General features: G+C 71.7%; 19 protein-coding genes and 1 pseudogene. 15 read left to right on the top strand and 5 right to left on the bottom strand.

From position 1 onward, the window contains the following. Window positions 1-108: 108 nt before the first annotated feature. Genes gatC through gatB form a run of 4 tightly spaced genes read left to right on the top strand, consistent with a single transcriptional unit; the run spans window position 109 to window position 3,674 of the window. Window positions 109-405, top strand: coding sequence for an Asp-tRNA(Asn)/Glu-tRNA(Gln) amidotransferase subunit GatC (gene gatC / locus KYY02_RS17010; protein WP_006130840.1), 297 nt, complete (start codon window positions 109-111; stop codon window positions 403-405). A 6-nt stretch (window positions 406-411) separates the two neighbouring features. Further along, entirely contained in the window at window positions 412-1,908 is a 1,497-nt protein-coding gene (gatA, locus tag KYY02_RS17005) for an Asp-tRNA(Asn)/Glu-tRNA(Gln) amidotransferase subunit GatA (protein ID WP_371238799.1), read from the top strand. Further along, window positions 1,905-2,144 (top strand): hypothetical protein, encoded by a 240-nt coding sequence (locus tag KYY02_RS17000; RefSeq protein ID WP_371238798.1) that lies wholly within the window; start codon window positions 1,905-1,907, stop codon window positions 2,142-2,144. Before gatA ends, KYY02_RS17000 begins: the two co-directional genes overlap by 4 nt. Window positions 2,145-2,159: 15 nt before the next feature. Further along, the gene (gene gatB / locus KYY02_RS16995) at window positions 2,160-3,674 is read left to right on the top strand and encodes an Asp-tRNA(Asn)/Glu-tRNA(Gln) amidotransferase subunit GatB (protein WP_371238797.1); all 1,515 of its coding nucleotides are present in this window, start codon (window positions 2,160-2,162) and stop codon (window positions 3,672-3,674) included. A 74-nt stretch (window positions 3,675-3,748) separates the two neighbouring features. Here gatB and KYY02_RS16990 read toward each other — a convergent pair whose 3' ends face one another. Continuing rightward, window positions 3,749-4,552, bottom strand: a complete 804-nt coding sequence (locus KYY02_RS16990; protein WP_371238796.1) for an SAM-dependent methyltransferase — start codon at window positions 4,550-4,552, stop codon at window positions 3,749-3,751. A 251-nt stretch (window positions 4,553-4,803) separates the two neighbouring features. Between KYY02_RS16990 and KYY02_RS16985 the strand changes: the two are divergent. From KYY02_RS16985 to KYY02_RS16975, 3 genes and pseudogenes are all read left to right on the top strand, one after another. Beyond that, a pseudogene (locus KYY02_RS16985) lies at window positions 4,804-5,672 on the top strand (MMPL family transporter); the annotation flags it as partial. Then, the gene (locus tag KYY02_RS16980; RefSeq protein WP_371238795.1) at window positions 5,581-6,210 is read left to right on the top strand and encodes a GNAT family N-acetyltransferase; all 630 of its coding nucleotides are present in this window, start codon (window positions 5,581-5,583) and stop codon (window positions 6,208-6,210) included. The pseudogene KYY02_RS16985 and the gene KYY02_RS16980, both read left to right, overlap by 92 nt. 35 nt (window positions 6,211-6,245) lie before the next feature. After that, window positions 6,246-6,521 carry a hypothetical protein gene (locus KYY02_RS16975; protein ID WP_371238794.1) on the top strand — a complete coding sequence of 92 codons (276 nt, stop codon included), beginning with the start codon at window positions 6,246-6,248 and terminating at the stop codon, window positions 6,519-6,521. Here KYY02_RS16975 and KYY02_RS16970 read toward each other — a convergent pair. Both KYY02_RS16970 and KYY02_RS16965 read right to left on the bottom strand, forming a co-directional pair. Further along, window positions 6,518-7,723, bottom strand: coding sequence for a PQQ-dependent sugar dehydrogenase (locus KYY02_RS16970; protein ID WP_371238793.1), 1,206 nt, complete (start codon window positions 7,721-7,723; stop codon window positions 6,518-6,520). The two genes, KYY02_RS16975 and KYY02_RS16970, sit on opposite strands and share 4 nt — an antisense overlap. A 72-nt stretch (window positions 7,724-7,795) precedes the next feature. Beyond that, window positions 7,796-8,794 (bottom strand): aldo/keto reductase, encoded by a 999-nt coding sequence (locus KYY02_RS16965; RefSeq protein ID WP_371238792.1) that lies wholly within the window; start codon window positions 8,792-8,794, stop codon window positions 7,796-7,798. A 75-nt stretch (window positions 8,795-8,869) separates the two neighbouring features. Here KYY02_RS16965 and KYY02_RS16960 point away from each other — a divergent pair, with 75 nt between their 5' ends. The 6 genes from KYY02_RS16960 (at window position 8,870) to serA (ending at window position 18,848) form a co-directional block, all read left to right on the top strand. Beyond that, window positions 8,870-9,823, top strand: coding sequence for a 2-hydroxyacid dehydrogenase (locus tag KYY02_RS16960; protein WP_371238791.1), 954 nt, complete (start codon window positions 8,870-8,872; stop codon window positions 9,821-9,823). Between the two features lie 412 nt (window positions 9,824-10,235). Continuing rightward, window positions 10,236-13,226, top strand: a complete 2,991-nt coding sequence (locus KYY02_RS16955; protein WP_371238790.1) for a putative bifunctional diguanylate cyclase/phosphodiesterase — start codon at window positions 10,236-10,238, stop codon at window positions 13,224-13,226. A 231-nt stretch (window positions 13,227-13,457) separates the two neighbouring features. Continuing rightward, entirely contained in the window at window positions 13,458-15,308 is a 1,851-nt protein-coding gene (locus KYY02_RS16950) for an acetolactate synthase large subunit (RefSeq protein WP_371238789.1), read from the top strand. Between the two features lie 35 nt (window positions 15,309-15,343). Beyond that, entirely contained in the window at window positions 15,344-15,868 is a 525-nt protein-coding gene (gene ilvN / locus KYY02_RS16945) for an acetolactate synthase small subunit (RefSeq protein ID WP_371238788.1), read from the top strand. Between the two features lie 117 nt (window positions 15,869-15,985). Beyond that, window positions 15,986-16,984, top strand: a complete 999-nt coding sequence (gene ilvC / locus KYY02_RS16940) for a ketol-acid reductoisomerase (RefSeq protein ID WP_371238787.1) — start codon at window positions 15,986-15,988, stop codon at window positions 16,982-16,984. Between the two features lie 274 nt (window positions 16,985-17,258). Further along, a complete protein-coding gene (gene serA, locus KYY02_RS16935) occupies window positions 17,259-18,848 on the top strand; it encodes a phosphoglycerate dehydrogenase (RefSeq protein WP_371238786.1) in 1,590 nt (529 codons plus the stop codon). 54 nt (window positions 18,849-18,902) lie between these two features. Here serA and KYY02_RS16930 read toward each other — a convergent pair whose 3' ends face one another. Both KYY02_RS16930 and KYY02_RS16925 read right to left on the bottom strand, forming a co-directional pair. Beyond that, on the bottom strand, window positions 18,903-19,823 hold the full coding sequence (locus KYY02_RS16930; protein WP_371238867.1) for an MFS transporter: 921 nt from the start codon (window positions 19,821-19,823) through the stop codon (window positions 18,903-18,905). A gap of 45 nt (window positions 19,824-19,868) precedes the next feature. Further along, window positions 19,869-21,104, bottom strand: a complete 1,236-nt coding sequence (locus KYY02_RS16925; protein WP_371238785.1) for a helix-turn-helix domain-containing protein — start codon at window positions 21,102-21,104, stop codon at window positions 19,869-19,871. A gap of 138 nt (window positions 21,105-21,242) precedes the next feature. On the opposite strand from KYY02_RS16925, the gene KYY02_RS16920 reads away from it, so the two are divergent. Both KYY02_RS16920 and pruA read left to right on the top strand, forming a co-directional pair. Then, window positions 21,243-22,169: a proline dehydrogenase family protein gene (locus tag KYY02_RS16920; RefSeq protein WP_371238784.1), complete on the top strand. Its 927-nt coding sequence runs from the start codon at window positions 21,243-21,245 to the stop codon at window positions 22,167-22,169. Window positions 22,170-22,203: 34 nt separating this feature from the next. Then, a complete protein-coding gene (gene pruA / locus KYY02_RS16915) occupies window positions 22,204-23,835 on the top strand; it encodes an L-glutamate gamma-semialdehyde dehydrogenase (protein ID WP_371238783.1) in 1,632 nt (543 codons plus the stop codon). Window positions 23,836-23,999: the final 164 nt, after the last annotated feature.

The raw sequence follows: 23,999 nt of genomic DNA, 5'->3' as shown, positions 1-23,999 counted from the left end.
CGTACGGCGGCCGACGGGGCGGGTCCCCGGAAAGGGTTTCACGGGCACGGCCCGCCGCCCCATAGGATTGGCCCCAAACCACACACACTCACCCCAGAGGATCGCTGCATGCCTGGCATTACGCGCGAGGAGGTCGCCCACCTCGCCCGGCTGGCGCGTCTGGAGCTGAAGCCCGAAGAGCTCGACCACTTCGCGGGCCAGCTCGACGACATCATCGGCGCGGTCGCCCGCGTCAGCGAGGTCGCCGACCAAGACGTACCGCCGACCTCGCACCCGCTCCCGCTGACGAACGTCATGCGCGCGGACGAGGTCCGTCCCTCGCTCACCCCCGAGCAGGCGCTCTCCGGCGCCCCGGCCCAGGAGCAGCAGCGTTTCAAGGTGCCGCAGATCCTGGGGGAGGAGTAACCCGCCATGAGCGATCACATCATCAGGCTCACCGCCGCCGAGACCGCCGAGAAGATCGCCTCCGGTGAGCTCACGGCCGTAGAGGTCACCGAGGCGCACCTTGCCCGGATCGAGGCCGTCGACGAGAAGGTGCACGCCTTCCTGCACGTCGACCGCGAGGGCGCCCTCGCCCAGGCGCGCGCCGTCGACGAGAAGCGGGCCCGCGGCGAGAAGCTCGGTCCGCTGGCCGGCGTCCCGCTCGCGCTCAAGGACATCTTCACCACCGAGGGCATCCCGACCACCGTCGGTTCCAGGATCCTCGAGGGCTGGATCCCGCCGTACGACGCGACGCTCACCAAGCGGCTGAAGGCCGCCGACGTCGTCATCCTCGGCAAGACCAACATGGACGAGTTCGCCATGGGGTCCAGCACCGAGAACAGCGCCTACGGGCCGACCGGCAACCCGTGGGACCTGACCAGGATCCCGGGAGGGTCCGGCGGTGGTTCGTCCGCCGCGCTCGCCTCCTTCCAGGCCCCGCTCGCCATCGGCACCGACACCGGCGGTTCCATCCGCCAGCCGGCCGCCGTCACCGGCACCGTCGGCGTGAAGCCGACGTACGGCGCCGTCTCCCGGTACGGCATGGTCGCCTTCTCCAGCTCTCTGGACCAGGGCGGTCCCTGCGCCCGTACGGTCCTGGACGCGGCCCTGCTGCACGAGGTGATCGCCGGGCACGACCCGATGGACTCCACCTCCATCGACGCCCCGGTCCCGCCGGTCGTCGAGGCCGCCCGCAACGGCAGCGTCGCCGGCATGCGCGTCGGCGTCGTCAAGCAGTTCCGCGGTGAGGGGTACCAGGCCGGTGTCGTCCAGCGGTTCGACGAGTCCGTCGAGCTGCTCAAGGAGCTGGGCGCCGAGGTCGTCGAGCTGGACTGCCCCTCCTTCGACCTGGCGCTCTCCGCGTACTACCTGATCGCGCCCTCCGAGTGCTCCTCCAACCTCGCCCGCTTCGACGGCCTGCGCTACGGCCTGCGGACCGGCGACGACGGCACGCGCTCCGCCGAGGAGGTCACCTCGCTGACCCGTGAGGCCGGCTTCGGCGACGAGGTCAAGCGCCGCATCATGCTCGGCACGTACGCGCTCAGCTCCGGCTACTACGACGCGTACTACGGCAGCGCCCAGAAGGTCCGCACCCTCATCAAGCAGGAGTTCGAGCAGGCGTTCGAGCAGGTCGACGTGATCGTCTCCCCGACGACCCCGACCACCGCCTTCCCGATCGGCGAGCGCGCCGACGACCCGATGGCGATGTACCTCGCCGACCTGTGCACCATCCCCACCAACCTGGCCGGCAACGCGGCCATGTCGCTGCCCTGCGGCCTCGCCCCGGAGGACGACCTGCCGGTGGGTCTGCAGATCATCGCCCCCGCCATGAAGGACGACCGGCTCTACAAGGTCGGCGCCGCCGTCGAGGCCGCCTTCGTGGAAAAGTGGGGCCACCCGCTGATCGAGGAGGCACCGTCGCTGTGAGCGCCCTGTCCAAGGCCATGGGCTTCAAGAAGTCCAAGTCCGGTCTGTACGTCTCCATGGCCACCTCGGCGTTCGGCGCCGTCGGTGTGTACAAGCAGATCAAGAAGGCGCGTGGCGAGAACGACACGCTGCGGCTGCTCGACGCCGTCGTCACCGGCGCCGCGGTCGTCACCAACCTCGCCATCCTCTACCGCGAGCTGAAGAGCCTCGGCGACGACGACGTCCTGCTGGGCTGAGAGGGAAGTTTCACCGTGACCACCACGACTGACCTGGTGTCGTACGAGGACGCGCTGGCGTCGTACGACCCCGTCATGGGCCTAGAGGTCCATGTCGAACTCGGCACCAACACCAAGATGTTCTGCGGCTGCTCGACGGCGCTCGGCGCCGCCCCGAACACCCAGACCTGTCCCGTCTGCCTCGGCATGCCCGGCGCGCTCCCGGTCGTCAACGCGACCGGCGTCGAGTCGGCGATCAGAATCGGTCTCGCGCTGAACTGCGAGATCGCCGAGTGGTGCCGCTTCGCCCGGAAGAACTACTTCTACCCGGACATGCCCAAGAACTTCCAGACCTCCCAGTACGACGAGCCGATCGCCTTCGACGGCTACCTCGACGTGCAGCTGGAGGACGGGGAGACCTTCCGGGTGCAGATCGAGCGCGCCCACATGGAGGAGGACACCGGCAAGTCGACGCACGTCGGCGGTGCCACCGGCCGCATCCACGGCGCGTCCCACTCGCTGCTGGACTACAACCGCGCCGGCATCCCGCTGATCGAGATCGTCACCAAGCCGATCGAGGGAGCGGGCGAGCGCGCCCCCGAGGTCGCGCGGGCCTACGTCCGTGAGCTGCGCGAGCTCATCCGGGCGCTCGGCGTGTCCGAGGCCCGCATGGAGATGGGCCAGATGCGCTGCGACGTCAACCTGTCGCTGCGCCCCCACGGCGCCGAGAAGTTCGGCACCCGCTCCGAGACCAAGAACGTGAACTCGCTGCGGTCCGTGGAGCGCGCGGCCCGCTTCGAGATCCAGCGGCACGCCGCCGTGCTCTCCTCCGGCGGCACGATCGTCCAGGAGACCCGCCACTTCCACGAGGACACGGGGTCCACGACCTCGGGCCGCGTGAAGGAGGAGGCCGAGGACTACCGGTACTTCCCGGAGCCCGACCTGGTGCCGGTCGCCCCGTCCCGGGAGTGGGTCGAGGAGATCCGCTCCGCCCTGCCAGAGCTGCCGCTGGTGCGCCGCAACCGGCTCCGCGAGGAGTGGGGCGTCTCCGGCACCGACATGCAGGCCATCCTGAACGCCGGTGCGCTGGACCCGATCGTCGCCACGATCGACGCCGGAGCCGACGCGGCGTCCGCCCGCAAGTGGTGGATGGGCGAGCTGGCCCGCGCCGCCAACGAGTCCGGCAAGGGGCTCGACGAGCTGGCGATCACCCCGGAGCAGGTGGCCCGGGTCGCCGAGCTGGTCGTGAAGGGCGATCTGAACGACAAGCTGGCCCGTCAGGTCATCGAGGGCGTCCTCGCCGGCGAGGGCACCCCGGACGAGGTGGTCGACAGGCGCGGTCTGAAGGTCGTCTCCGACGAGGGTGCCCTGGGCACCGCCGTCGACGAGGCCATCGCCGGCAACCCGGGCATCGCGGACAAGATCCGCGGTGGCAAGGTGGCCGCGGCCGGCGCCCTGGTCGGCGCGGTCATGAAGGCCACGCGCGGGCAGGCGGACGCGGCCCGCGTGAAGGAACTGATCCTTCAGAAGCTGGGCGTCGACGAGGGCTGATCCCCGAAGGCGACGGGAGGGGGCGCATCGGGTTCGATGCGCCCCCTCCCTCATGAGGTCGTGCCGTCACGCGGTCAGCGGCGGCTGCCCACCACGCGTGCGAAGCCCAGCGTGCGGCCCCGGTCCGCGCGGAGCATCTCCGCGCTCTCCCGGCTCGTCCGCACGTGGAACTCCTCCCTGCTCTCCTCGTGGACGACGTCGCACCAGAGCAGCCACTCCCGCCAGCCGTCCTCCAGCCAGTCGGCCGTCTCGACCTCCACGGCCCCGCTGCGGGTCCAGTGGCGGCGCCACCAGGCGGGGCTGTGGAAGCACCAGAACGCGGGGTCCCAGAAGGGCTTCATGTGCTCCGGTGGTTCGCTGCCCCCGATCTCCTCGGTCAGCGCCGGGACGACGACCCCGATCCGGCCGCCGGGCTTCAGCAGCCGGGCCAGCGTCGGCAGGTACAGGTCGTCGGTGCCGAAGTACTGGTACGCGTCGACGGAGACGATCGCGTCGAAGCTCTCCTCGCCGAAGGGCAGGTCGTGCGCCTCGGCGAGGACCGGGAAGACCCGGTCGGCGACGCCCGCCTCGGCGATGCGGCGCGCGTTGTCGTCCGGCTTGATCCACAGGTCGGCCGCGGTGACCTGGACGTCGTACTCCCTGGCCAGGAAGACCGACGTCATGGCGCGTCCGCAGCCCAGGTCGAGCACGCGTGCGCCGGGGCGCAGGGCGTCGAGGCCGAGGGCCGGGGCGAGCCACTCCAGCAGCCACAGCGCGTGCGGGCCCATCTGGTTGTCGACGGCCCAGCGGGCGTCGTAGGCGCTGCTGCGGGGGTACCGGGGCAGGGCGATGCGGCTAGCGAGATCCTCGTGCGGGGTGTTCGGTGTGATGTCCGGCATCGGTGAACGGGCTCCTCGGGGCCGTGAAGAGGGAAGGGGACGCGTCGGAGACCGGGCGGACAAGCATCGAAGCACCTGCTTCGGTCGGCGGCGGACTGCCGCGGAACGTCGGACCGGCGGATGCTAGCAGCCGTCCCCGTGCTCCCGCATCCGGATTTTTGGCCCAGGGCGCCGCGCTCGCGCGCCATGAGCGGACGTGTCGATTCCGGACCGGCCCGGACACTCGGGCCGAAGGCGCCGAGCGGGAGGCGACCTACGGCACGGGCGGCGACACCGCGTACCTCACCGTCGTACCGGAGCCGTCCCCGCAGTCGAAGCGGACCAGTGACCTGGTCGACCGGCTGCGCGAGGACGTGCTGCCGCGGGCCGGGACGGGCACCTCGCCCGACGTGCGCGTCGGTGGCGTGACGGCCGGGTACGACGTCATCGTCGACAAGCTGCCCCTCTTCGTCGGTGTCGTGATCGGCCTGGGCTGTCTGCTGCTCCTGGTGGGCTTCCGCTCGCTCGCCGTCCCGCTGGAGGCCGCCGCGATGAACGTGGCCGCAGTCGCCGCCACGTTCGGCGCCGTCGTCGCGATCTTCCAGTGGGGCTGGGGCAGTGACGTACTGGGCCTCGGCGCGGGAGGTCCGATCGATCCCTTCCTGCCCGTGATCATGGTCTCCGTCCTCTTCGTGCTCTCCATGGACCACCAGGTCTTCCTGGTGAGCCGGAGGTACGAGGAATGGCCGGAGACCGGCGACAACCGGCGCGCCGTCCGGGTCGGCCCCGCCGAGACCAGCCGGGTGATCGACTCCGCCGCCGTGATCATGATCTCGGTCTTCCTCGCCTTCGTCCTCACCGGCGACCGCGTGATCGCCATGCTCGGCGTCGCGCTCGCCGCGGCCGCCGCCCTCGACGCCTTCGTCCTGCGCCCCCTGCTCGCCCCCGCCCTCATGCACCTCCTCGGCGGTGCCGACGGGTGGCTGCCGCGCCCGCTGGGCCGGATCGTGCCGCGCGTCGGCATCGGGCCGCCCGAGGCCGTGCCGCCCATGAGAGGCTGGCCGCCACCACGGACGCCGAGGCGGCGGACGTGCCGGCCGAGGAGGAGCAGCGACGGGATGTACGCGATACCACTGGGTGACGACGGAGCGGAACTGCGCCCCCTGGAGCCCTGGCACGCCGAGGAGTTCCTGGCCCATCTGGACCGGGGCCGGGAGTTCATCAACCAGTACGTCCCCTTCGGCGCCAGGGCCACGGACGTGACCGGCGCCCGGGAGGTGCTCCAGCGCTACGCCGACTGGCGCGCCGCGGACACGGCCTCGCTGCACGGGCTGTGGCTGGACGACACGCTCGTGGGCGGGGTGCTCACCCTGAACTTCGACGCCGCGAACGGCAGCTGCGAGGTGGGCTGCTGGCTGGAGCCCGCCGCCACCGGGCGCGGGCTCGTCACCCGCGCGATGCGGGTGCTCATCGACTGGGCGGTCGAGCGGCGCGGCATCCACCGGGTCGAATGGGTCGCGGCGTCCGGCAACGGGCCGAGCATCGACGTCGCCCGCCGGCTCGGGATGACCCGGGACGGCGTCCGCCGCGAGGCCCACCTCCATCACGGGGTACGCCACGACCTGGAGGTGTGGTCCGTGCTCGCCCCGGAGTGGCGCGCGGCGCACGAGGAGCGTTGAGCGGACTCTCAGACGGCGTCCGTACGGTGCGGGGCATGGGAACCAGGACAGTGGACGGGACCGGGACCGACACCGAGGCCGGCACCGCGCACGACGAGACGGCGGCGGACGCCACCGGGTCCGGCGACGCCGACGCCACGGAGACGGAAGCGGAAGCGACGCGGGACGCACCGGGGAGCGAGGACCGAGCCCCGTCCGGCGTCGGACAGGGCGCCGCCGCGGTCGTCTCCGCGGCCCTCGGCCTCGTCTCGCTCACCGGCAGCCGGCTGGGCACGGTGGCCGCCGCGCGCCGACGCGGAATGAGCGGCTAGCTCACCTGCAGCTCCAGGATCCGGTCGTCCCCCTCCTTCGGGTTGCCGCGACCGTCCATGTTGCTGGTGACCAGCCACAGCCTGCCGTCGCCCGCCGCCGCCACCGTGCGCAGCCGGCCGTACTCGCCCTCCAGGAAGGCCTGCGGGTCTGCCGAGGTCTCCGTGCCCTTCAGCGGGATGCGCCACAGCCGCTCGCCGCGCAGTCCCGCCATCCAGACCGAGCCCTCGGCGTGCGCGATGCCGCTGGGGGAGGCCTCGTCGGTGCTCCACTGGTGGACCGGGTCGTGGAAGCCGCCGTCGTCCGACTCGCCCTCCGCCTCCGGCCAGCCGTAGTTGTCGCCCGGCCTGATCGCGTTCAGCTCGTCCCAGGTGTTCTGGCCGAACTCCGAGGCGAACAGCCGCTGCTTGCGGTCCCACGCCAGGCCCTGCACATTGCGGTGGCCGTACGAGTACACCGCGGAGTCGGGGAACGGGTTGCCCGGGGCCGGCTCGCCCTCCGGGGTCAGCCGCAGGATCTTGCCGCCCAGGGACTCCTTGTCCTGGGACAGACCCGTGTCACCGCTCTCGCCCGTGCCCGCGTACAGCATCCTGTCCGGGCCGAAGGCGATCCGGCCGCCGTTGTGGATCTCACCCTTGGGGATGCCACGGAAGACCGTGTCCGGCGCGCCCAGCTGCTCGCCGGCCGGCTTCCCCTCGTCGTGGACCATGCGGACGATGCGGTTGTCGGAGGCCGAGGTGAAGTACGCGTAGATCATGCGGTCCGAGGCGTAGTCGGGGGAGAGGGCGATGCCGAGCAGGCCGCCCTCGCCGGACGGCGACACCCCGGGCACCTCGCCCACCTCGGTCTTCTCGCCGGTCCTCCCGTCGACCCGGGTGATCGTCGCCTCGTCACGGGAGGAGACCAGCAGGTCGCCGTCGGCCAGCGGGGCCAGGCCCCAGGGGGAGCTCAGGCCCGTGGTCACCGTGCGGACCACCTTCACCGAGCCCTTCGCGGGCGGTGTCCTTTCCGCGCTCCCCTCCGGCGACGCGGACGACGTCGCCGCCGTACCGGTCGGGGAGGCGCTGTCGTCCGCGCCCGGCGGGGCTCCGTCGTCGGAGGAGCAGCCGGCGGTCAGCAGGAGCGCGGCGGCGGCCAGTACGGCCGTCACGGCTCGTCGTTGCACGATCTCGTCCCTTCGACGCGGCGGGGTCCTACCTGTCATACACCGCTCGTGCTCCCGAAGTTCCCGATCGGGGCACCCCGAACCGCCGGATCGCCGCCGCAGGTCCGCCGCTCAGTCCCACGACCCCTGTGCCGCGGGCAGTTCCGCGATCTCCGCGAGATCGCGTCCCGTCAGGCGCAGGTCCACCGCGGCCGCGTTCTCCACGACCCACCGCTCCCGCTTGGCGCCGGGGACCGGGATCACCTGGCGGCCCCGGCTCAGCACCCAGGCCAGCGCCACCTGCGCCGGGGTGACGTGCTCGCCGTGCCGGCGGGCGACGCGGCGCAGGCCGACCACGATCGGCTGGTTCGCGGCCGTCATCTCGGCCGTGAAGCGGGGGTGCCGGGCGCGCAGGTCGTCCGCCTCGAAGCCCACGCCGGGCGTCAGCGTCCCGGTCAGGAAGCCGTTGCCCAGCGGCATCGCCGCCAGGAACCCGATCCCCCGCGACGCGCACCACGGCAGCAGCGCCCGGAGCGCCTCCGGCGACCACACCGACAGCTCCGCCTCCACCGCGCTCACCGGGAAGACCTGCTGCACCCGCTCCAGCAGCCGGACCGTCGCGTCGTGCAGCCGCGCCCCCGGCCGCCGCGCCGGGCGCGCCCCCACCGCGCACAGCCCCAACGCCCGCACCTTTCCCGCCCGTACGAGATCGGCCATCGCACCCCAGGTCTCCTCGACCGGGACCTCCGGGTCGGCGCGGTGCAGCTGGTAGAGGTCGATGACATCGGTCTGGAGGCGGCGCAGCGACGCGTCGCAGGCCCTTCTCACGTACCCGGGGCGGCCGTTGGCCACGATGTGCTGATCGCTCACCAGGAGCCCGGCCTTGGTCGACACGAAGGCGTCGGAGCGCCGCTCCCTGAGCACCCGCCCGAGCAGCAGCTCGTTGGTGAACGGGCCGTACATGTCGGCGGTGTCGAGGAGCGTCGAGCCCACGTCCAGCGCCCGGTGCACCGCCCTGAGCGATTCCTCGTCGCGCTGCCGGGAGGTGCTGTAGGCCCAGCTCATCGGCATGCACCCGAGTCCGACGGCCCCCACCGCGAGCGCCCCCGCGCCGATCGTCCTGCGCTCCACCTGGTCGTGACCCTCCCTCTCCGGTTCCCCAACCTAACCCGCGCCCTCCCCGGCCCCTGAACTAGCCTCCGGACCATGACCACTGCTGACGTATGGCTTCCCCTCCCGCCGGACGAGATCGAGGGCCTCCCCGAGGGGCCGCGCTACCTCTTCTGGGACGGCGACGAGGAGTTCCCCGCCGACCCGGCCGACTGCGGCTTCTACGTCGTGCCCTACATGAAGCCCGCCGGGGTCGGTGTGCGGCCGCTGCCGCTGATGCGCTCCGTCCGCGTCGTGCAGACCCTGTCGGCCGGCACCGACCACGTGGAGCCCGGCCTGAGGGACCTGCCCCCCGGCGTACGGCTGTGCAACGCGCGCGGCGTGCACGAGGCCAGCACCGCCGAGCTCACGCTCGCACTGATCCTGGCCTGCCTGCGCGGCATCCCCGACTTCGTGCGGGCGCAGGACGAGGGGGAGTGGCGCGGCGGGTTCCGGCCCGCGCTCGCCGACAAGAACGTGCTCATCGTGGGGTACGGCGCGATCGGCGCGGCCATCGAGGACCGGCTCGTTCCGTTCGAGCTCGCGCGGGTGGTGCGCGTCGCGCGCTCCGCACGCACCACGGAGCGCGGGCCGGTGCACCCGCTCACCGAACTGCCCGCCCTGCTCCCGGAGGCGGACGTCGTCGTCCTCTCCACACCGCTGACCGAGACCACCCGGCACCTCGTGGACGCCGGGTTCCTGGCCCGGATGAAGGACGGCGCCCTGCTGGTGAACGTGGCCCGCGGCGGCGTCGTCGACACCGAGGCGCTGCTCACCGAGCTGGAGAGCGGCCGCGTCACCGCGGCCCTCGACGTCACCGATCCCGAACCGCTGCCCTCGGAGCACCCCTTGTGGCGGGCGCCGGGCGTCCTCATCAGTCCGCACGTCGGCGGGCCCACCTCGGCCTTCCGGCCGCGCGCCGAGCGGTTGCTGGTCCGTCAGCTGCGCCGTTACCTGAACCAGGAGGAGCTCGGCAACGTGATCCTGGTGACGGGAGCGGAGGACCTGTAGCCCACTTCGAGTACCGTCCGCGTCGAGCAGGGAACGGGGGGTACTCATACATCAGTTGATCGTTACGCAGCGTAGAGAGCCTATGTCCCTGAGTGACGACACTGGTGTATCGTCCCGACAGGGGCCGCGCCGCTGACCGACGGCGCGGGGCAGGACACTGCGGACAGTGAGGGGGGCGACGGACGATGCACGGCCTGTGGACGAGCGATCCGACGCGGCGGAGCCGTCGGCGACGACCGTGGCGCACGGCCGCGCGCGGCCGTGGTCACGAGGGCGGCCACCGCATCCGGCACAGCGGCCCTCACGACGGCCCCGGCCGTCGCCGCCCCGTGCACGGCAGCCGCGGACGGCAGGACCCCCCGGCGCGCCGGGGGCCGGGTGACCCGGGAGCGGAGCGGACCGGGAGGCGCCGGTGAGCACCGCCACCTCCACCTCCACGCGGGACGGAGCACCGAGGCAGCAGTCCGCGCCCACGGCACCGCTGCCGGGTGCGCCGGCCGCCGGCCGCCGGCCCGGCCCGGCCGCCCAACTCGTGCTGGCCCTGGTCTGCGCGGCCTACGCCGTCGGCGCCGCGTTCGGCTGGGGCTCGGAGCGCCTCGCGCTGATCATGGGCGACTTCGGACTGAGCGCCGCGGCCGGCGCCGCCGCCGTGTCCTGTTTCGTCTACGCCCGCAGCCCCCGCACCCGGTTCCGGCCCGCCTGGCTGCTGTTCGGCCTCTCCTCGGCCATGACGTCCCTGGGCAACCTGGTCTGGGGGTGGTACGAGGTCGTCCTCGGGCTTCCCGTGCCCAGCCCCAGCTACGCCGACCTGTTCTTCCTGTGCTTCGCGCCGCCCGCCATCGTGGGACTGCTGGTACTCGCCAAACGGCCCGCGAACAAGGCCGGCTGGGTCTGTCTCGCCCTGGACGCCTGGCTGATCGGCGGTTCCCTGCTCACCCTCGCGTGGAGCCTCGCGCTCGCCCAGGCCGCGCGGGCCGAGGGCCCGGGCGTCGCGCGCACCGCGCTGTCCCTGGCGTATCCGCTGCTCGACATCGCCCTGGTCAGCATGGTGCTCGCGCTGCACTTCCGGCGCTCGGCGGTCAACCGGTCCGCGGTCAACACCGCGGTCGGCGCGCTCGCGCTGACCGTGATGTGCGACGCCCTGTTCACCTCCCCGCTGCTGCAGGCCGGCTACCGCTCCGGACAACTGCTCGACGCGGGCTGGTTCGCCGGCTCGCTGCTCCTGGCCTACGCCCCCTGGACCGCGCCTCGCGGTGGACGGCCCGAGCGGGAGGGGCACACGCGCGTGGTCCGCGAGCACCTGCCCGGGCGGCACGACGTGCCGGACCACCACCACGGGCCGCCGCCCGGCGAGCACACCCGGTATCCGCTCTCCCGGCCCATCGCCGGCTCCCTCGCCGCGCTCACGCCGTACCTCGCCGCGGCCGTGTGCACCCTGGGGATCCTCTACAACGTCCTCAACGGCCGCAGCGTCGACCGCGTCGTGCTGCTCACCGGGGGCACCGTGGTGCTCGCGCTCGTCGTGCGCCAGGGCATCATGCTGCTCGACAACATCACCCTCACCCAGGAACTGGCGCAGAAGGAGAACCACTTCCGCTCCCTGGTGCAGGGCTCCAGCGACGTCATCATGATCGCCGCACCCAGCGGCATCCTCCGCTACGTCTCCCCGGCCGCCGCCGGGGTGTACGGCAGGCCCGCGGAGGAACTGGAGGGGACCGAACTGGCCGGTCTCATCCACCCCGAGGACCTGGGCTGTGTGGTGCACGAGGTGCGCCGCTTCCTCGCCGCCAGCCCGGTCGAGGAACCCACCACCCGCATCGAGTGCCGCTTCCGCTCCGGTGACGGCGGCTGGCTGAACGTCGAGTCGACCGTCAACCGGCACCAGGGCGGCCTGATCTTCAACAGCCGTGACGTGACCGAGAGGGTGCGGCTGCAGGCGCAGCTCCAGCACAACGCGGAGCACGACCCGCTCACCGACCTGCCCAACCGCGCCCTGTTCACCCGGCGCGTCCAACAGGCGCTGTCCGGCCGCCGGGCCTCGGACCGCGGGGCCGCCCTCAGAGGCACGGCGGTGCTCTTCATCGACCTCGACGGCTTCAAGGGCGTCAACGACACCATCGGACACCAGGCCGGGGACGAGCTGCTCGTCCAGGCCGCCCGCAGACTCCAGGACGCGGTCCGCCAGGGCGACACCGCCTCCCGGCTGGGCGGCGACGAGTTCGCGGCCCTGATCGTCGGGGACGGCGTCCGTGACCGGGACGCCCGTGAGCGGCACATCCTGGAGCTCGCCGACCGCCTGAGAGCGACCCTCTCCCAGCCCTACGTCATCGACGGCAACGATGTCCGGGTCAACGCCTCCATCGGCGTGGCCTTCGCCGAACCCGGCCTCGGCGCGGGCGAACTGCTGCGCAACGCCGACCTCGCCATGTACCGGGCGAAGGCGGCCGGCAAGGGCCGCGTGGAGCTGTACAAGCCGCAGATGCAGCAGGACGTGGTGCGCAGGGCGGAGCTGGCCACCCGGCTGCGCGCGGCGCTGCACCACGGCGAGTTCGCCCTGCTGCACCAGCCGGTGGTGTGCCTGGAGGACGGCCGGATCACCTCGGTCTGCGCCCAGGCGCGCTGGCGCTCCTCCCAGGGGGTGCTGTTCACCCCCGCGGAGTTCCTGCGCGTGGCCGAGGACAGCGAGAAGACCGCCGAGCTGGGCCGCTGGGTGCTGGAGGAGGCCGTCGAACAGGCCGCCGAACGGCACGCGACCGGTCTGCCCGTCCCGGTGGCCGTCCGGCTGAGCGCCCACCGGCTGCTGGACCGGTCGCTGCCCCTGGGCTCGATCGAGGCCCTGCTGACCCGGCACGGGCTGCCGTCCGGCTCCCTGGTCGTCGAGCTGGCCGACACCGACCCCAGGGTGTCGCTCGACGAACTGGAGCGCCGGCTGACCGTGCTCAAGCGGCTCGGCGTCCGGATCGCGCTCGACGGCTTCGGCAGCGGTCCCGCGGCGTTCACGGTCCTGCGGCGGCTCCCCGTCGACGTGCTGAAGCTCGACCGGGGCCTGGTCGACGGCGTGGTGGAGTCCGCGCGGCTGCGCAAGATCACCAGCGGTCTGCTGCGAATCGCCTCCGACCTCGGGACGCAGTCCGTGGCCGACGGCGTGGACCGGCCCGAGCAGGTCGCGGCCCTGCGCGCGATGGGCTGCACGCACGGGCAGGGCAAGGCCTTCTCCGGGCCACTGGACGAGTACCGGCTGCGCAGGGCGCTGGCCGCCGGGCACTATCCGGTGCCGTCCGGACCGACCGAACCGGTGTTCGTCGGCGGGAGTGCCGGGGTGTACCCCACCGGAGTGACCGCCGTACTCCAGGGCGGTGCGGCACTGCGCTCACATGATGAGACTCCCGTCCCACCCACTTGACAGTGAGTGCGCGCCGGGGGGAGGGTCAGTGCCATGCGCACCCGAATTCTCGTACTTGGAAAGCGCGTCGGCTGACGCTGAGCCTCGACCGCTCAGCGACCACCACCCGACGCGCTCCCCTCGCTTGCCTCATGGCACGAGGGGTTTTTTGTTGCACAGGCACCCGCCGAGCAGCACGCGCAACCCGCACGAACTTCGCAGAAAACCCTCAGCATCGAGAAGAGAATGCCGATGACCGAGCAGGCCACCGGGGCCCATCACCCGCAGCCCCGGCCCCGATCCGGAGGACAGTCCGCCCCCGTCGAGCACGTCACGGGCGCACAGTCCCTCATTCGCTCTCTCGAGGAGGTCGGCGCCGACACGGTATTCGGCATTCCCGGGGGCACCATCCTGCCGGCGTACGACCCCCTGATGGACTCCACGCGGGTGCGCCACGTGCTGGTCCGCCACGAGCAGGGCGCGGGCCACGCGGCCACCGGTTACGCCCAGGCCACCGGCAGGGTCGGGGTGTGCATGGCGACGTCCGGTCCGGGCGCCACCAACCTGGTCACCCCGATCGCGGACGCGCACATGGACTCCGTGCCGCTGGTCGCGATCACCGGGCAGGTCGTGTCCGAGGCGATCGGCACCGACGCCTTCCAGGAGGCGGACATCGTCGGCATCACCATGCCGATCACCAAGCACAGCTTCCTGGTCACCAGGGCGGAGGACATCCCCCGGGCGATCGCGCAGGCGTTCCACATCGCCTCCACCGGCCGCCCGGGACCGGTCCTGGTCGACATCCCCAAGGACATCCTCCAGGCGAAGACCACCTTCTCCTGGCCGCCCACCATGGACCTGCCCGGCTACCGGCCCGTCACCAAGCCGCACGCCAAGCAGATCCGCGAGGCCGCCAAGCTGATCACCGCCGCGAAGCGGCCGGTCCTCTATGTCGGCGGCGGCGTCCTCAAGGCCCGCGCCACCACCGAGCTGAAGGTCCTCGCCGAACTCACCGGAGTCCCCGTCACCACCACCCTGATGGGACTCGGCGCGTTTCCCGACAGTCACGAACTGCACGTGGGGATGCCGGGCATGCACGGTTCGGTCACCGCCGTCACCGCGCTGCAGAAGGCCGACCTGATCGTCGCCCTCGGAGCCCGCTTCGACGACCGCGTCACCGGCAAGCTGGACAGCTTCGCCCCGCACGCCAAGGTCGTCCACGCCGACATCGACCCGGCCGAGATCGGCAAGAACCGCGCCGCCGACGTGCCGATCGTCGGTGACGCCCGCGAGGTCCTCGCCGACCTCGTCCAGGCCGTCCAGAAGGAGCACGCCGAGGGCAACCACGGCGACTACACCGCCTGGTGGAAGGACCTCAACCGCTGGCGCGAGACCTACCCGCTCGGCTACGACCTGCCCGAGGACGGTTCGCTCTCCCCGCAGCAGGTCATCGAGCGCATCGGACAGCTGGCGCCCGAGGGCACGATCTTCACGGCCGGTGTCGGCCAGCACCAGATGTGGGCCGCGCACTTCATCCGGTACGACCGGCCCGCCACCTGGCTGAACTCCGGCGGCGCCGGAACCATGGGCTACTCGGTCCCGGCCGCCATGGGTGCCAAGGCCGGCGCCCCCGACCGCGCCGTCTGGGCGATCGACGGCGACGGCTGCTTCCAGATGACCAACCAGGAGCTCACCACCTGCGCCCTGAACAACATCCCGATCAAGGTCGCCATCATCAACAACGGCGCGCTCGGGATGGTCCGCCAGTGGCAGACCCTCTTCTACAACCAGCGGTACTCCAACACGGTGCTGCACTCCGGTCCCGGCGCGGACGCCGCCGAGAGGAGCGCCGGCACCCGGGTCCCCGACTTCGTGAAGCTGGCGGAGGCCATGGGCTGTTACGCGATGCGCTGCGAGGACCCGGCCGACCTCGACAAGGTCATCGAGGAGGCGAACTCGATCAACGACCGCCCGGTCGTCGTGGACTTCATCGTCCACCAGGACGCGATGGTGTGGCCGATGGTCGCCGCCGGCACCTCCAACGACGAGATCCTGGCCGCCCGGGACGTCCGTCCCGACTTCGGCGACAACGAGGACGACTGAGAGCCGTCAGGACCTTCAAGCAGAGGAAGCAGATCATGTCCAAGCACACGCTCTCCGTCCTGGTGGAGAACACCCCGGGAATCCTGGCCCGCATCGCCGCCCTGTTCTCCCGCCGCGGTTTCAACATCGACTCGCTCGCCGTCGGCGTCACCGAGCACCCCGACATCTCCCGCATCACCATCGTGGTGAGCGTCGAGGAGTTCCCGCTGGAGCAGGTCACCAAGCAGCTCAACAAGCTCGTCAACGTGTTGAAGATCGTCGAGCTCGAACCCGGGCAGGCCGTCCAGCGCGAACTCGTTCTGGTGAAGGTGCGCGCCGACAACGAGACGCGCTCCCAGATCGTCGAGATCGTCCAGTTGTTCCGCGCCAAGACCGTGGACGTCTCCCCGGACGCCGTGACCGTCGAGGCCACCGGCAGCGGCGACAAGCTGTCCGCCATGCTCAAGATGCTGGAGCCGTTCGGCATCAAGGAGCTCGTCCAGTCCGGCACGATCGCGATCGGACGCGGTGCCCGTTCCATCACGGACCGGTCGCTGCGTGCCCTGGACCGGTCGGCGTAGGACCTGAAACGGGCGGCCGGGACACGACCGTCCGCCCGTATCGCGAGACCCCCAACCTTCCCCCTCCCTCACCGTCATACGGTGGGACGCAACACCTGCACACAAGGAGAGAACCCAGTGGCCGAGCTGTTCTACGACGCCGACGCCGACCTGTCCATCATCCAGGGCCGCAAGGTCGCGGTCATCGGTTACGGCAGCCAGGGCCACGCCCACGCCCTGTCGCTGCGTGACTCGGGCGTCGACGTCCGCGTCGGTCTGCACGAGGGCTCCACGTCCAGGGCCAAGGCAGAGGAGCAGGGCCTGCGCGTGGTGAGCCCGTCCGAGGCCGCCGCCGAGGCCGACGTCATCATGATCCTCGTCCCGGACCCGATCCAGGCCCAGGTCTACGAGGAGCACATCAAGGACAACCTGAAGGACGGCGACGCCCTGTTCTTCGGTCACGGCCTGAACATCCGCTACGGCTTCATCAAGCCCCCGGCCGGCGTGGACGTCTGCATGGTCGCCCCCAAGGGTCCGGGCCACCTGGTGCGCCGTCAGTACGAGGAGGGCCGCGGCGTCCCCTGCATCGCCGCCGTCGAGCAGGACGCCAGCGGCGACGCCTTCGCGCTGGCCCTGTCGTACGCCAAGGGCATCGGCGGCACCCGCGCCGGCGTCATCAAGACCACCTTCACCGAGGAGACCGAGACCGACCTCTTCGGTGAGCAGGCCGTCCTCTGCGGTGGCACCGCGGCGCTGGTCAAGGCGGGCTTCGAGACCCTGACCGAGGCCGGTTACCAGCCGGAGATCGCCTACTTCGAGTGCCTGCACGAGCTGAAGCTGATCGTGGACCTCATGTACGAGGGCGGCCTGGAGAAGATGCGCTGGTCGATCTCCGAGACCGCCGAGTGGGGCGACTACGTCACCGGCCCGCGGATCATCACCGACGCCACCAAGGCCGAGATGAAGAAGGTCCTCGCCGAGATCCAGGACGGCACCTTCGCCAAGAACTGGATGGACGAGTACCACGGCGGTCTGAAGAAGTACAACGAGTACAAGCAGCAGGACTCCGAGCACCTGCTGGAGACCACCGGCAAGGAGCTGCGCAAGCTCATGAGCTGGGTCGACGAGGAGGCGTAAGCCTTTGCGCCCCGCGACGGCGCCGGTGGTTCCCGGCGCCGTCGCGGGGCTTCGCCCGGGACCCCGCCGGAGGAGTCGACTCAGGCGGCCGGCTCGTACGGCCACTTCCGGGTGGTCGTTCCGCAGAGGCGCAGGACGACCCGCCCCGCGCCACTAGACTGCCGTACAACAACGCGTCAGGCCCACAACGTCGTGCGTCTTCCACGCGGCTAGCACTTCTTCACCGCCTGCGGCCGTCGGGACGGCCGTCCGCATTGGACTTGTGAGGACTCACGTGAGCTCGAAACCCGTCGTACTCATCGCTGAAGAGCTGTCGCCCGCCACCGTCGACGCACTCGGTCCGGACTTCGAGATCCGCCACTGCAACGGCGCGGACCGCGCCGAACTGCTCCCGGCCATCGCCGAGGTGGACGCGATCCTGATCCGCTCGGCCACCAAGGTCGACGCCGAGGCGATCGCCGCCGCGCACAGACTCAAGGTCGTCGCCCGCGCCGGCGTCGGTCTGGACAACGTCGACGTCTCCGCCGCCACCAAGGCCGGCGTGATGGTCGTCAACGCCCCCACCTCGAACATCGTGACCGCCGCCGAGCTGGCCTGCGGTCTGATCGTCGCCACCGCCCGCCACATCCCGCAGGCCAACGCCGCGCTGAAGAACGGCGAGTGGAAGCGCAGCAAGTACACGGGCGTCGAGCTCGCCGAGAAGACCCTCGGTGTCGTGGGTCTGGGCCGCATCGGCGCGCTGGTCGCCCAGCGCATGTCCGGCTTCGGCATGAAGGTCGTCGCCTACGACCCCTACATCCAGCCCGCGCGTGCCGCGCAGATGGGTGTCAGGGTCCTGTCGCTGGACGAACTGCTCGAGGTCTCCGACTTCATCACCGTCCACCTGCCCAAGACCCCCGAGACCGTCGGTCTCATCGGCGACGAGGCGCTGCGCAAGGTCAAGCCGAGCGTGCGCATCGTCAACGCCGCGCGCGGCGGCATCGTCGACGAGGAGGCGCTGTACTCGGCGCTCAAGGAGGGCCGGGTCGCCGGCGCCGGCCTGGACGTGTACGCGAAGGAGCCCTGCACGGACTCCCCGCTGTTCGAGTTCGACCAGGTCGTCTGCACCCCGCACCTCGGCGCCTCCACCGACGAGGCGCAGGAGAAGGCCGGCATCGCCGTCGCCCGCTCGGTGCGCCTCGCCCTCGCCGGCGAGCTGGTCCCGGACGCGGTGAACGTGCAGGGCGGTGTCATCGCCGAGGACGTCAAGCCGGGCCTGCCGCTCGCCGAGCGCCTCGGCCGGATCTTCACCGCGCTCGCCGGCGAGGTCGCGGCCCGCCTCGACGTCGAGGTGTACGGCGAGATCACCCAGCACGACGTGAAGGTACTGGAGCTGTCCGCGCTCAAGGGCGTCTTCGAGGACGTCGTCGACGAGACGGTGTCCTACGTCAACGCCCCGCTGTTCGCCCAGGAGCGCGGTGTCGAGGTCCGGCTGACCACCAGCTCGGAGTCGGCCGACCACCGCAACGTCGTCACCGTGCGCGGCACCCTCTCGGGCGGCGAGGAGATCTCGGTCTCCGGCACGCTGGCCGGTCCCAAGCACGTCCAGAAGCTCGTCGCGGTCGGCGAGTACGACGTCGACCTCGCGCTCGCCGACCACATGGTCGTGCTGCGCTACGAGGACCGTCCGGGCGTCGTCGGCACCGTGGGCCGCATCCTCGGCGAGGCCGGCATCAACATCGCCGGCATGCAGGTCGCCCGCGCGGCGGTCGGCGGCGAGGCGCTCGCCGTGCTGACGGTCGACGACACGGTGGCCGCCGGGGTTCTGGCCGAGCTGTCGGCGGAGATCGGCGCGACGTCGGCGCGGTCGGTGAACCTGGTCTGACCTGTCCGGGGGCTCCGTCCCCGCCCTCCCCGTCCGCCCCGGACGGGCTCGTCCTCAGACGCCGGACGGGCTGACCAGATCAGCCCGTCCGGCGTTCTCCGCGTCCGCCTCCTCCCGCACCCTGCGCAGCGCCACCGACGCCAGGACCGCCGCCCCGGCGAACACCACGGCACCCGCGATCGCCGCCGCGTTCATCCCCTGTGTGAAGGCCTCCCGAGCCGCCGTCGCGAGGGTGCCCCCCGCCTGCTCCGGCAGACGCTCGGCGACGGCGAGCGCGCCGCCCAGCGTCTCGTGGGCCGCCGCGGGAGCGGAGTCCGGCACCCCGTCCCGGTAGACGGCGGTGCCGATGGAGCCGAGGAACGCCATGCCCAGCGCCCCGCCGAACTCGGAGCCGGTCTCCATCAGGGAGGAGGCGGAGCCCGCCCGTTCCACCGGAGCGGCGCCCAGCGCGAGGTCCATGACCTGGGACATCACCGCGGTGACGCCCATGGCGAGCACACCGCAGGCCACCAGGACGAGTACCAGGTCGTCCGTGTCCACGAACGGCAGCACCGCGTAACCGCACACGGCGGTGGCGAAGCCCGCCGTCACCACATGGGCGCGGTTGACGCCCTTCTGCACCGGACGGGCCGCGAACGGTGCCGTGAAGCCGATGGGAACCGACGGCACCAGTGCCCACGGGGGCCGCCTCCGGAGCGCTCCTAACGAGCGCACCAGGACCAGTGCGGAGGGCATCAGGGTGGCACCACCGATGCCGAGCAGCGGGCGGGCCACGAGCAGGGTCTCGGCGCTGTGCGCGTACGCCGCCACCAGGGAGGCGGCGCCGAACCCGGCGGCGCCGGCCGGCAGCAGCCTGCGGCGGCCGATCCGATCGCCCACCGGGCCCATGGTCATCAGGGGACCGGCCACGGCGAAGGCGTAGATGTCGAAGATCCACAGTTGCTGCGTGCCGCTCGGCTGCAGGTCCGCGCTGATCTCCGGGACCGCGAAGCAGAGGACGCCGGGTGATCGAGGCCGCCGCTACAGACGCGCGGCCTTGAGCGCCATGTGCAGCAGCAGCCGGTCCTCCCCGTCGTCCAGGTCCAGGCCGGTGAGCTGCTCGATCCGGGACAGGCGGTAGTAGAGGGTCTGACGGTGGATGCCCAGTTCGGCCGCCGTGCGGCCGGCCTGGCCCGCGAGGTCGAGGTAGACCTCGGCGGTGCGGGCCAGTTCGGCGTGGGCGGGGGAGAGCAGGGGGCCGACGACGGGATCGTGGGCGGCGCCCCGGGGCAGCGCGGTCAGCAGGCGGAAGGGGCCGAGCGACGCCCACTGGGCGACCGGTCCGAGCCGGGGCTCGGCCAGCGCCGCCCGCGCCGACGCCTCCGCCTCCGCCCAGGCCGCGCCCAGTGCGGCGAGACCCGCGCGGGGCGCGGCGATCCCCGCGGCCGCCGACGGGCCGCCCCGGCTTCCGGGACCGCTCGAACCCGCCCGCTCCAGCAGCCGTGAGGCCGCCGTCGTCGCCGGGGCCAGTACGTCCGCCGAGCGCAGCCGCAGCAGCAGGGCCAGGGACAGGCCGGTCGTCCCCCACGGCAGGGTGCACAGCGCCGTCGCCCCCGGCACCGTACGGACCGACGGGGCGTCGTCCGGGTCGGCGGAGGGCCAGGGGGCGACACAGACCACCGTGTGCGGGCCCTCGGCGCGGCTGCCGAGGGCGGTGCGCAGCTCGGCGACGGCCATCTCCCGCTGCCAGTCCCGCTCCGCGGTCAGCACCGCCCGCAGCTCCCGCGTGAGGTCGGCGCCGTGCTGCGCCTCGTCCGCGAGCAGCGCCCCGATGCGGGCCGTCACCCGCATGGCCGCGTCCAGCTGCCGCCCGGAGGGGCCCGGGTCGTAGTCGAGCAGCCAGACGTACCCGAGGACGACCCCCCGATGGCGTACCGGCAGACAGATGCGTCCCCGGTGGACGCCCGCCTCGGGGGTGCGCGGGATGCGGACCGGGCCGGTCGCGCGGGTGATGCCGAAGCCCTCGAACCAGGCGCGGACGGCGGCCGTCGAACGGCGGGTCAGGATCGAGCGGGTGCGCACCGGGTCCAGCGCCGACGGATCGAGGTCGCCCTCACTGTCGTACGCCCCGAAGGCGATCAGCTCGAAGTCGCGGTTCTCCAGGGTCGCCGGAGCGCCCAGCAGCTCCGAGATCTCGTCCACCAGTTCCTGGTAGTCGTCCCTGTGTTCCGGTGTCACCCGGGCATTCTGCCGCAGAACCGCGGAGTCTTCATACATCTGTCCGAGATCCGTGGCACGGATGCGTGACAGCTGTCGATGGCCCACGATCGGGGGCATCCGTAGGTTTCACGGTGGTTCTCCGTGCCGTTCCCGAAGCGTCGGGTGACGGCCTCGTGCAGCTTGTGGAGGTGCCCCGTGCTGGGTCCCGTGATTCTCGCCGCGTCGCGCAGCGACCGGATGCGACGCCTGATCTCGGCGGCCCCGGTGACCAGACAGGTCGTGGACCGGTTCATCCCCGGGGAGACCGTCGACGAGGTCCTGCCGATCATCCGGGAGCTCACCGGCAACGGCCTCGAACTCACGATGGACGTCGTCGGCGAGGACATCACCACCCCCGGGCAGGCCGCCGCCGCGCGGGACGCCTACCTGGAACTGATCGACCGGCTGAGGCCGCTGGAGCTCGGCGCCCGCGCCGAGTTCTCGGTGAAGCTGTCGATGTTCGGGCAGGCCCTCCCCGGCGGCCACGAGCTGGCGCTCGCCAACGTCCGCCCGGTCGTCGAGGCCGCCGCGGGGATCGGCACCACGGTCACGCTGGACGCCGAGGACCACACCACCCTCGACTCGATGTTCGCCATCCACGAGGAGCTGCGGAAGGACGTCCCGCAGACCGGCTGCGTCATCCAGGCCTACCTCTTCCGCACCGAGGAGGACGCGCGCCGCCTCGCCGCGGCCGGCAGCCGCGTACGGTTGGTGAAGGGCGCCTACAAGGAGCCCGCCGAGGTCGCCTACCAGCAGAAGCACGAGATCGACAAGGCGTACGTGCGCATCCTGCGGACGCTGATGGAGGGCGAGGGCTATCCGATGATCGGGTCCCACGACCCGCGCCTGATCTCCATCGCCCAGGAACTGGCCCGCACCGCCGGACGCAAGCTCGACGAGTACGAGTTCCAGATGCTCTACGGCATCCGCGGCGACGAGCACCTGCGACTGGCCGCCGAGGGCCACCGCATGCGCGTCTACACGGCCTACGGCACCGACTGGTACGGCTACTTCATGCGGCGACTGGCGGAGAAGCCCGCGAACCTGCGGTTCTTCGCGCGAAGCATGATCACCAAGGGCTGACACCACACCGCTCAGATAAGGAGCCACGGAACCCATGGACGCTGTGACCCAGGTCCCCACCCCCGTCAACGAGCCGGTGCACGGCTACGCCCCCGGGACGCCCGAGCGCGCCCGGCTGGAGGCCAGGCTCAAGGAACTGGCCGACAACCCGATCGACCTTCCCTGCACCATCGGCGGCGAGCAGCGGATGGGCGGCGGCGAGCGCTTCGACGTCGTGCAGCCGCACAACCACAAGGCCCGCCTGGGCACGTACGCCAACGCCACCCAGCAGGACGCCCAGGACGCCATCGACGCGGCCCTCGCCGCCGCGCCCGCCTGGCGCGCGATGGCCTTCGACGACCGCGCGGCGATCATCCTGCGCGCCGCCGAGCTGCTGGCCGGTCCCTGGCGTGAGACCATCGCCGCCTCCACCATGCTGGGCCAGTCCAAGACCGCCCAGCAGGCGGAGATCGACAGCCCCTGCGAGCTGGTCGACTTCTGGCGGTTCAACGTCCACTACGCGCGGGGCATCCTCGCCGAGCAGCCCCCGGCCAATTCGCCGGGCGTGTGGAACCGCCTCGACCACCGTCCGCTGGAGGGCTTCGTCTACGCGATCACGCCGTTCAACTTCAGCGCGATCGCCGCCAACCTGCCCACCGCGCCGGCCCTCATGGGCAACGTGGTGGTCTGGAAGCCGTCCCCCACCCAGACCCACGCCGCCGTGCTGCTGATGCGCCTTCTCGAGGAGGCCGGTCTGCCCAAGGGCGTCATCAACCTCGTCACCGGCGACGGCATCGAGGTCTCCAAGGTCGCCCTGGAACACCGGGACCTGGCCGGCATCCACTTCACCGGTTCGACCAGGACCTTCCAGTACCTGTGGAAGACGGTCGGCCAGAACATCGAGAAGTACCGCACCTACCCGCGCCTGGTCGGCGAGACCGGCGGCAAGGACTTCGTCGTCGCCCACCCGAGCGCCGACCGCGCGGTGCTGAGGACCGCCCTGACCCGCGGCGCCTTCGAGTACCAGGGCCAGAAGTGCAGCGCCACCTCGCGCGCGTACATCCCGGCGTCGATCTGGAACTCCGGCTTCAAGGAGGAGTTCGCGGCCGAGGTCGACCACATCGCCATGGGTGACGTCACCGACCTGTCGAACTTCATCGGCGCCGTCATCGACGAGCGGTCCTTCGCCAGGAACAAGGCCGCCATCGACCGTGCCAAGGAGGACCCGGCCTGCACGATCGTCGCGGGCGGCTCCTACGACGACTCGGTCGGCTGGTTCGTCCGCCCGACCGTCATCGAGTGCACCGACCCGGAGAACGAGGTGTTCCGCACCGAGTACTTCGGCCCGATCCTCGCCGTGTACGTCTACGAGGACGAGAAGTACGACGAGATGCTGACCCAGATGGAGTCGGTCTCCGACTACGCCCTCACCGGCTCGGTCATCGCGAACGACCGCGCGGCGGCGGCGTACACGATGGAGAAGCTGCGCTACGCGGCCGGCAACTTCTACATCAACGACAAGTCGACCGGCGCCGTCGTCGGCCAGCAGCCCTTCGGCGGCGGCCGCGCCTCCGGCACCAACGACAAGGCCGGTGCCCCGCAGAACCTGATGCGCTGGACGCTGACCCGCGCCATCAAGGAGACGCTGGTCCCGCCGACCGACTACGGCTACCCGCACATGGGCTGACGCCCACCCCGACACCGGACGGGCCAGGTCGCCCCCGACCTGGCCCGTCCGGTGTTCTCGCAGGCGGGAGCGGTGCGGCCCGGTCCACCGTCTCAGATAGTAGGAAGTCCGAGTAATTGTGCAGACGGAAGCAGTCCGCTCCTCTAACTTTGTAGGAGCCGAAC

The sequence above is a fragment of the Streptomyces pimonensis genome (assembly GCF_041380215.1).
Classification (GTDB): Bacteria; Actinomycetota; Actinomycetes; order Streptomycetales; family Streptomycetaceae; genus Streptomyces; species Streptomyces pimonensis.
Note: the sequence above shows the minus strand (reverse complement) of the source record. Positions and strands in the feature narration are given on the sequence as shown.

What these genes read in the sequence shown, in the direction of transcription:
- gatC (WP_006130840.1), top strand. Translation starts at nt 109, where the DNA reads ATGCCTGGCATTACGCGCGAGGAGGTCGCCCACCTCGCCCGGCTGGCG.
- gatA (WP_371238799.1), top strand. Translation starts at nt 412, where the DNA reads ATGAGCGATCACATCATCAGGCTCACCGCCGCCGAGACCGCCGAGAAG.
- KYY02_RS16990 (WP_371238796.1), bottom strand. Translation starts at nt 4,552, where the DNA reads ATGCCGGACATCACACCGAACACCCCGCACGAGGATCTCGCTAGCCGC.
- KYY02_RS16980 (WP_371238795.1), top strand. Translation starts at nt 5,581, where the DNA reads ATGAGAGGCTGGCCGCCACCACGGACGCCGAGGCGGCGGACGTGCCGG.
- KYY02_RS16975 (WP_371238794.1), top strand. Translation starts at nt 6,246, where the DNA reads ATGGGAACCAGGACAGTGGACGGGACCGGGACCGACACCGAGGCCGGC.
- KYY02_RS16970 (WP_371238793.1), bottom strand. Translation starts at nt 7,723, where the DNA reads ATGACAGGTAGGACCCCGCCGCGTCGAAGGGACGAGATCGTGCAACGA.
- KYY02_RS16960 (WP_371238791.1), top strand. Translation starts at nt 8,870, where the DNA reads ATGACCACTGCTGACGTATGGCTTCCCCTCCCGCCGGACGAGATCGAG.
- KYY02_RS16950 (WP_371238789.1), top strand. Translation starts at nt 13,458, where the DNA reads ATGACCGAGCAGGCCACCGGGGCCCATCACCCGCAGCCCCGGCCCCGA.
- ilvN (WP_371238788.1), top strand. Translation starts at nt 15,344, where the DNA reads ATGTCCAAGCACACGCTCTCCGTCCTGGTGGAGAACACCCCGGGAATC.
- KYY02_RS16925 (WP_371238785.1), bottom strand. Translation starts at nt 21,104, where the DNA reads ATGTATGAAGACTCCGCGGTTCTGCGGCAGAATGCCCGGGTGACACCG.
- pruA (WP_371238783.1), top strand. Translation starts at nt 22,204, where the DNA reads ATGGACGCTGTGACCCAGGTCCCCACCCCCGTCAACGAGCCGGTGCAC.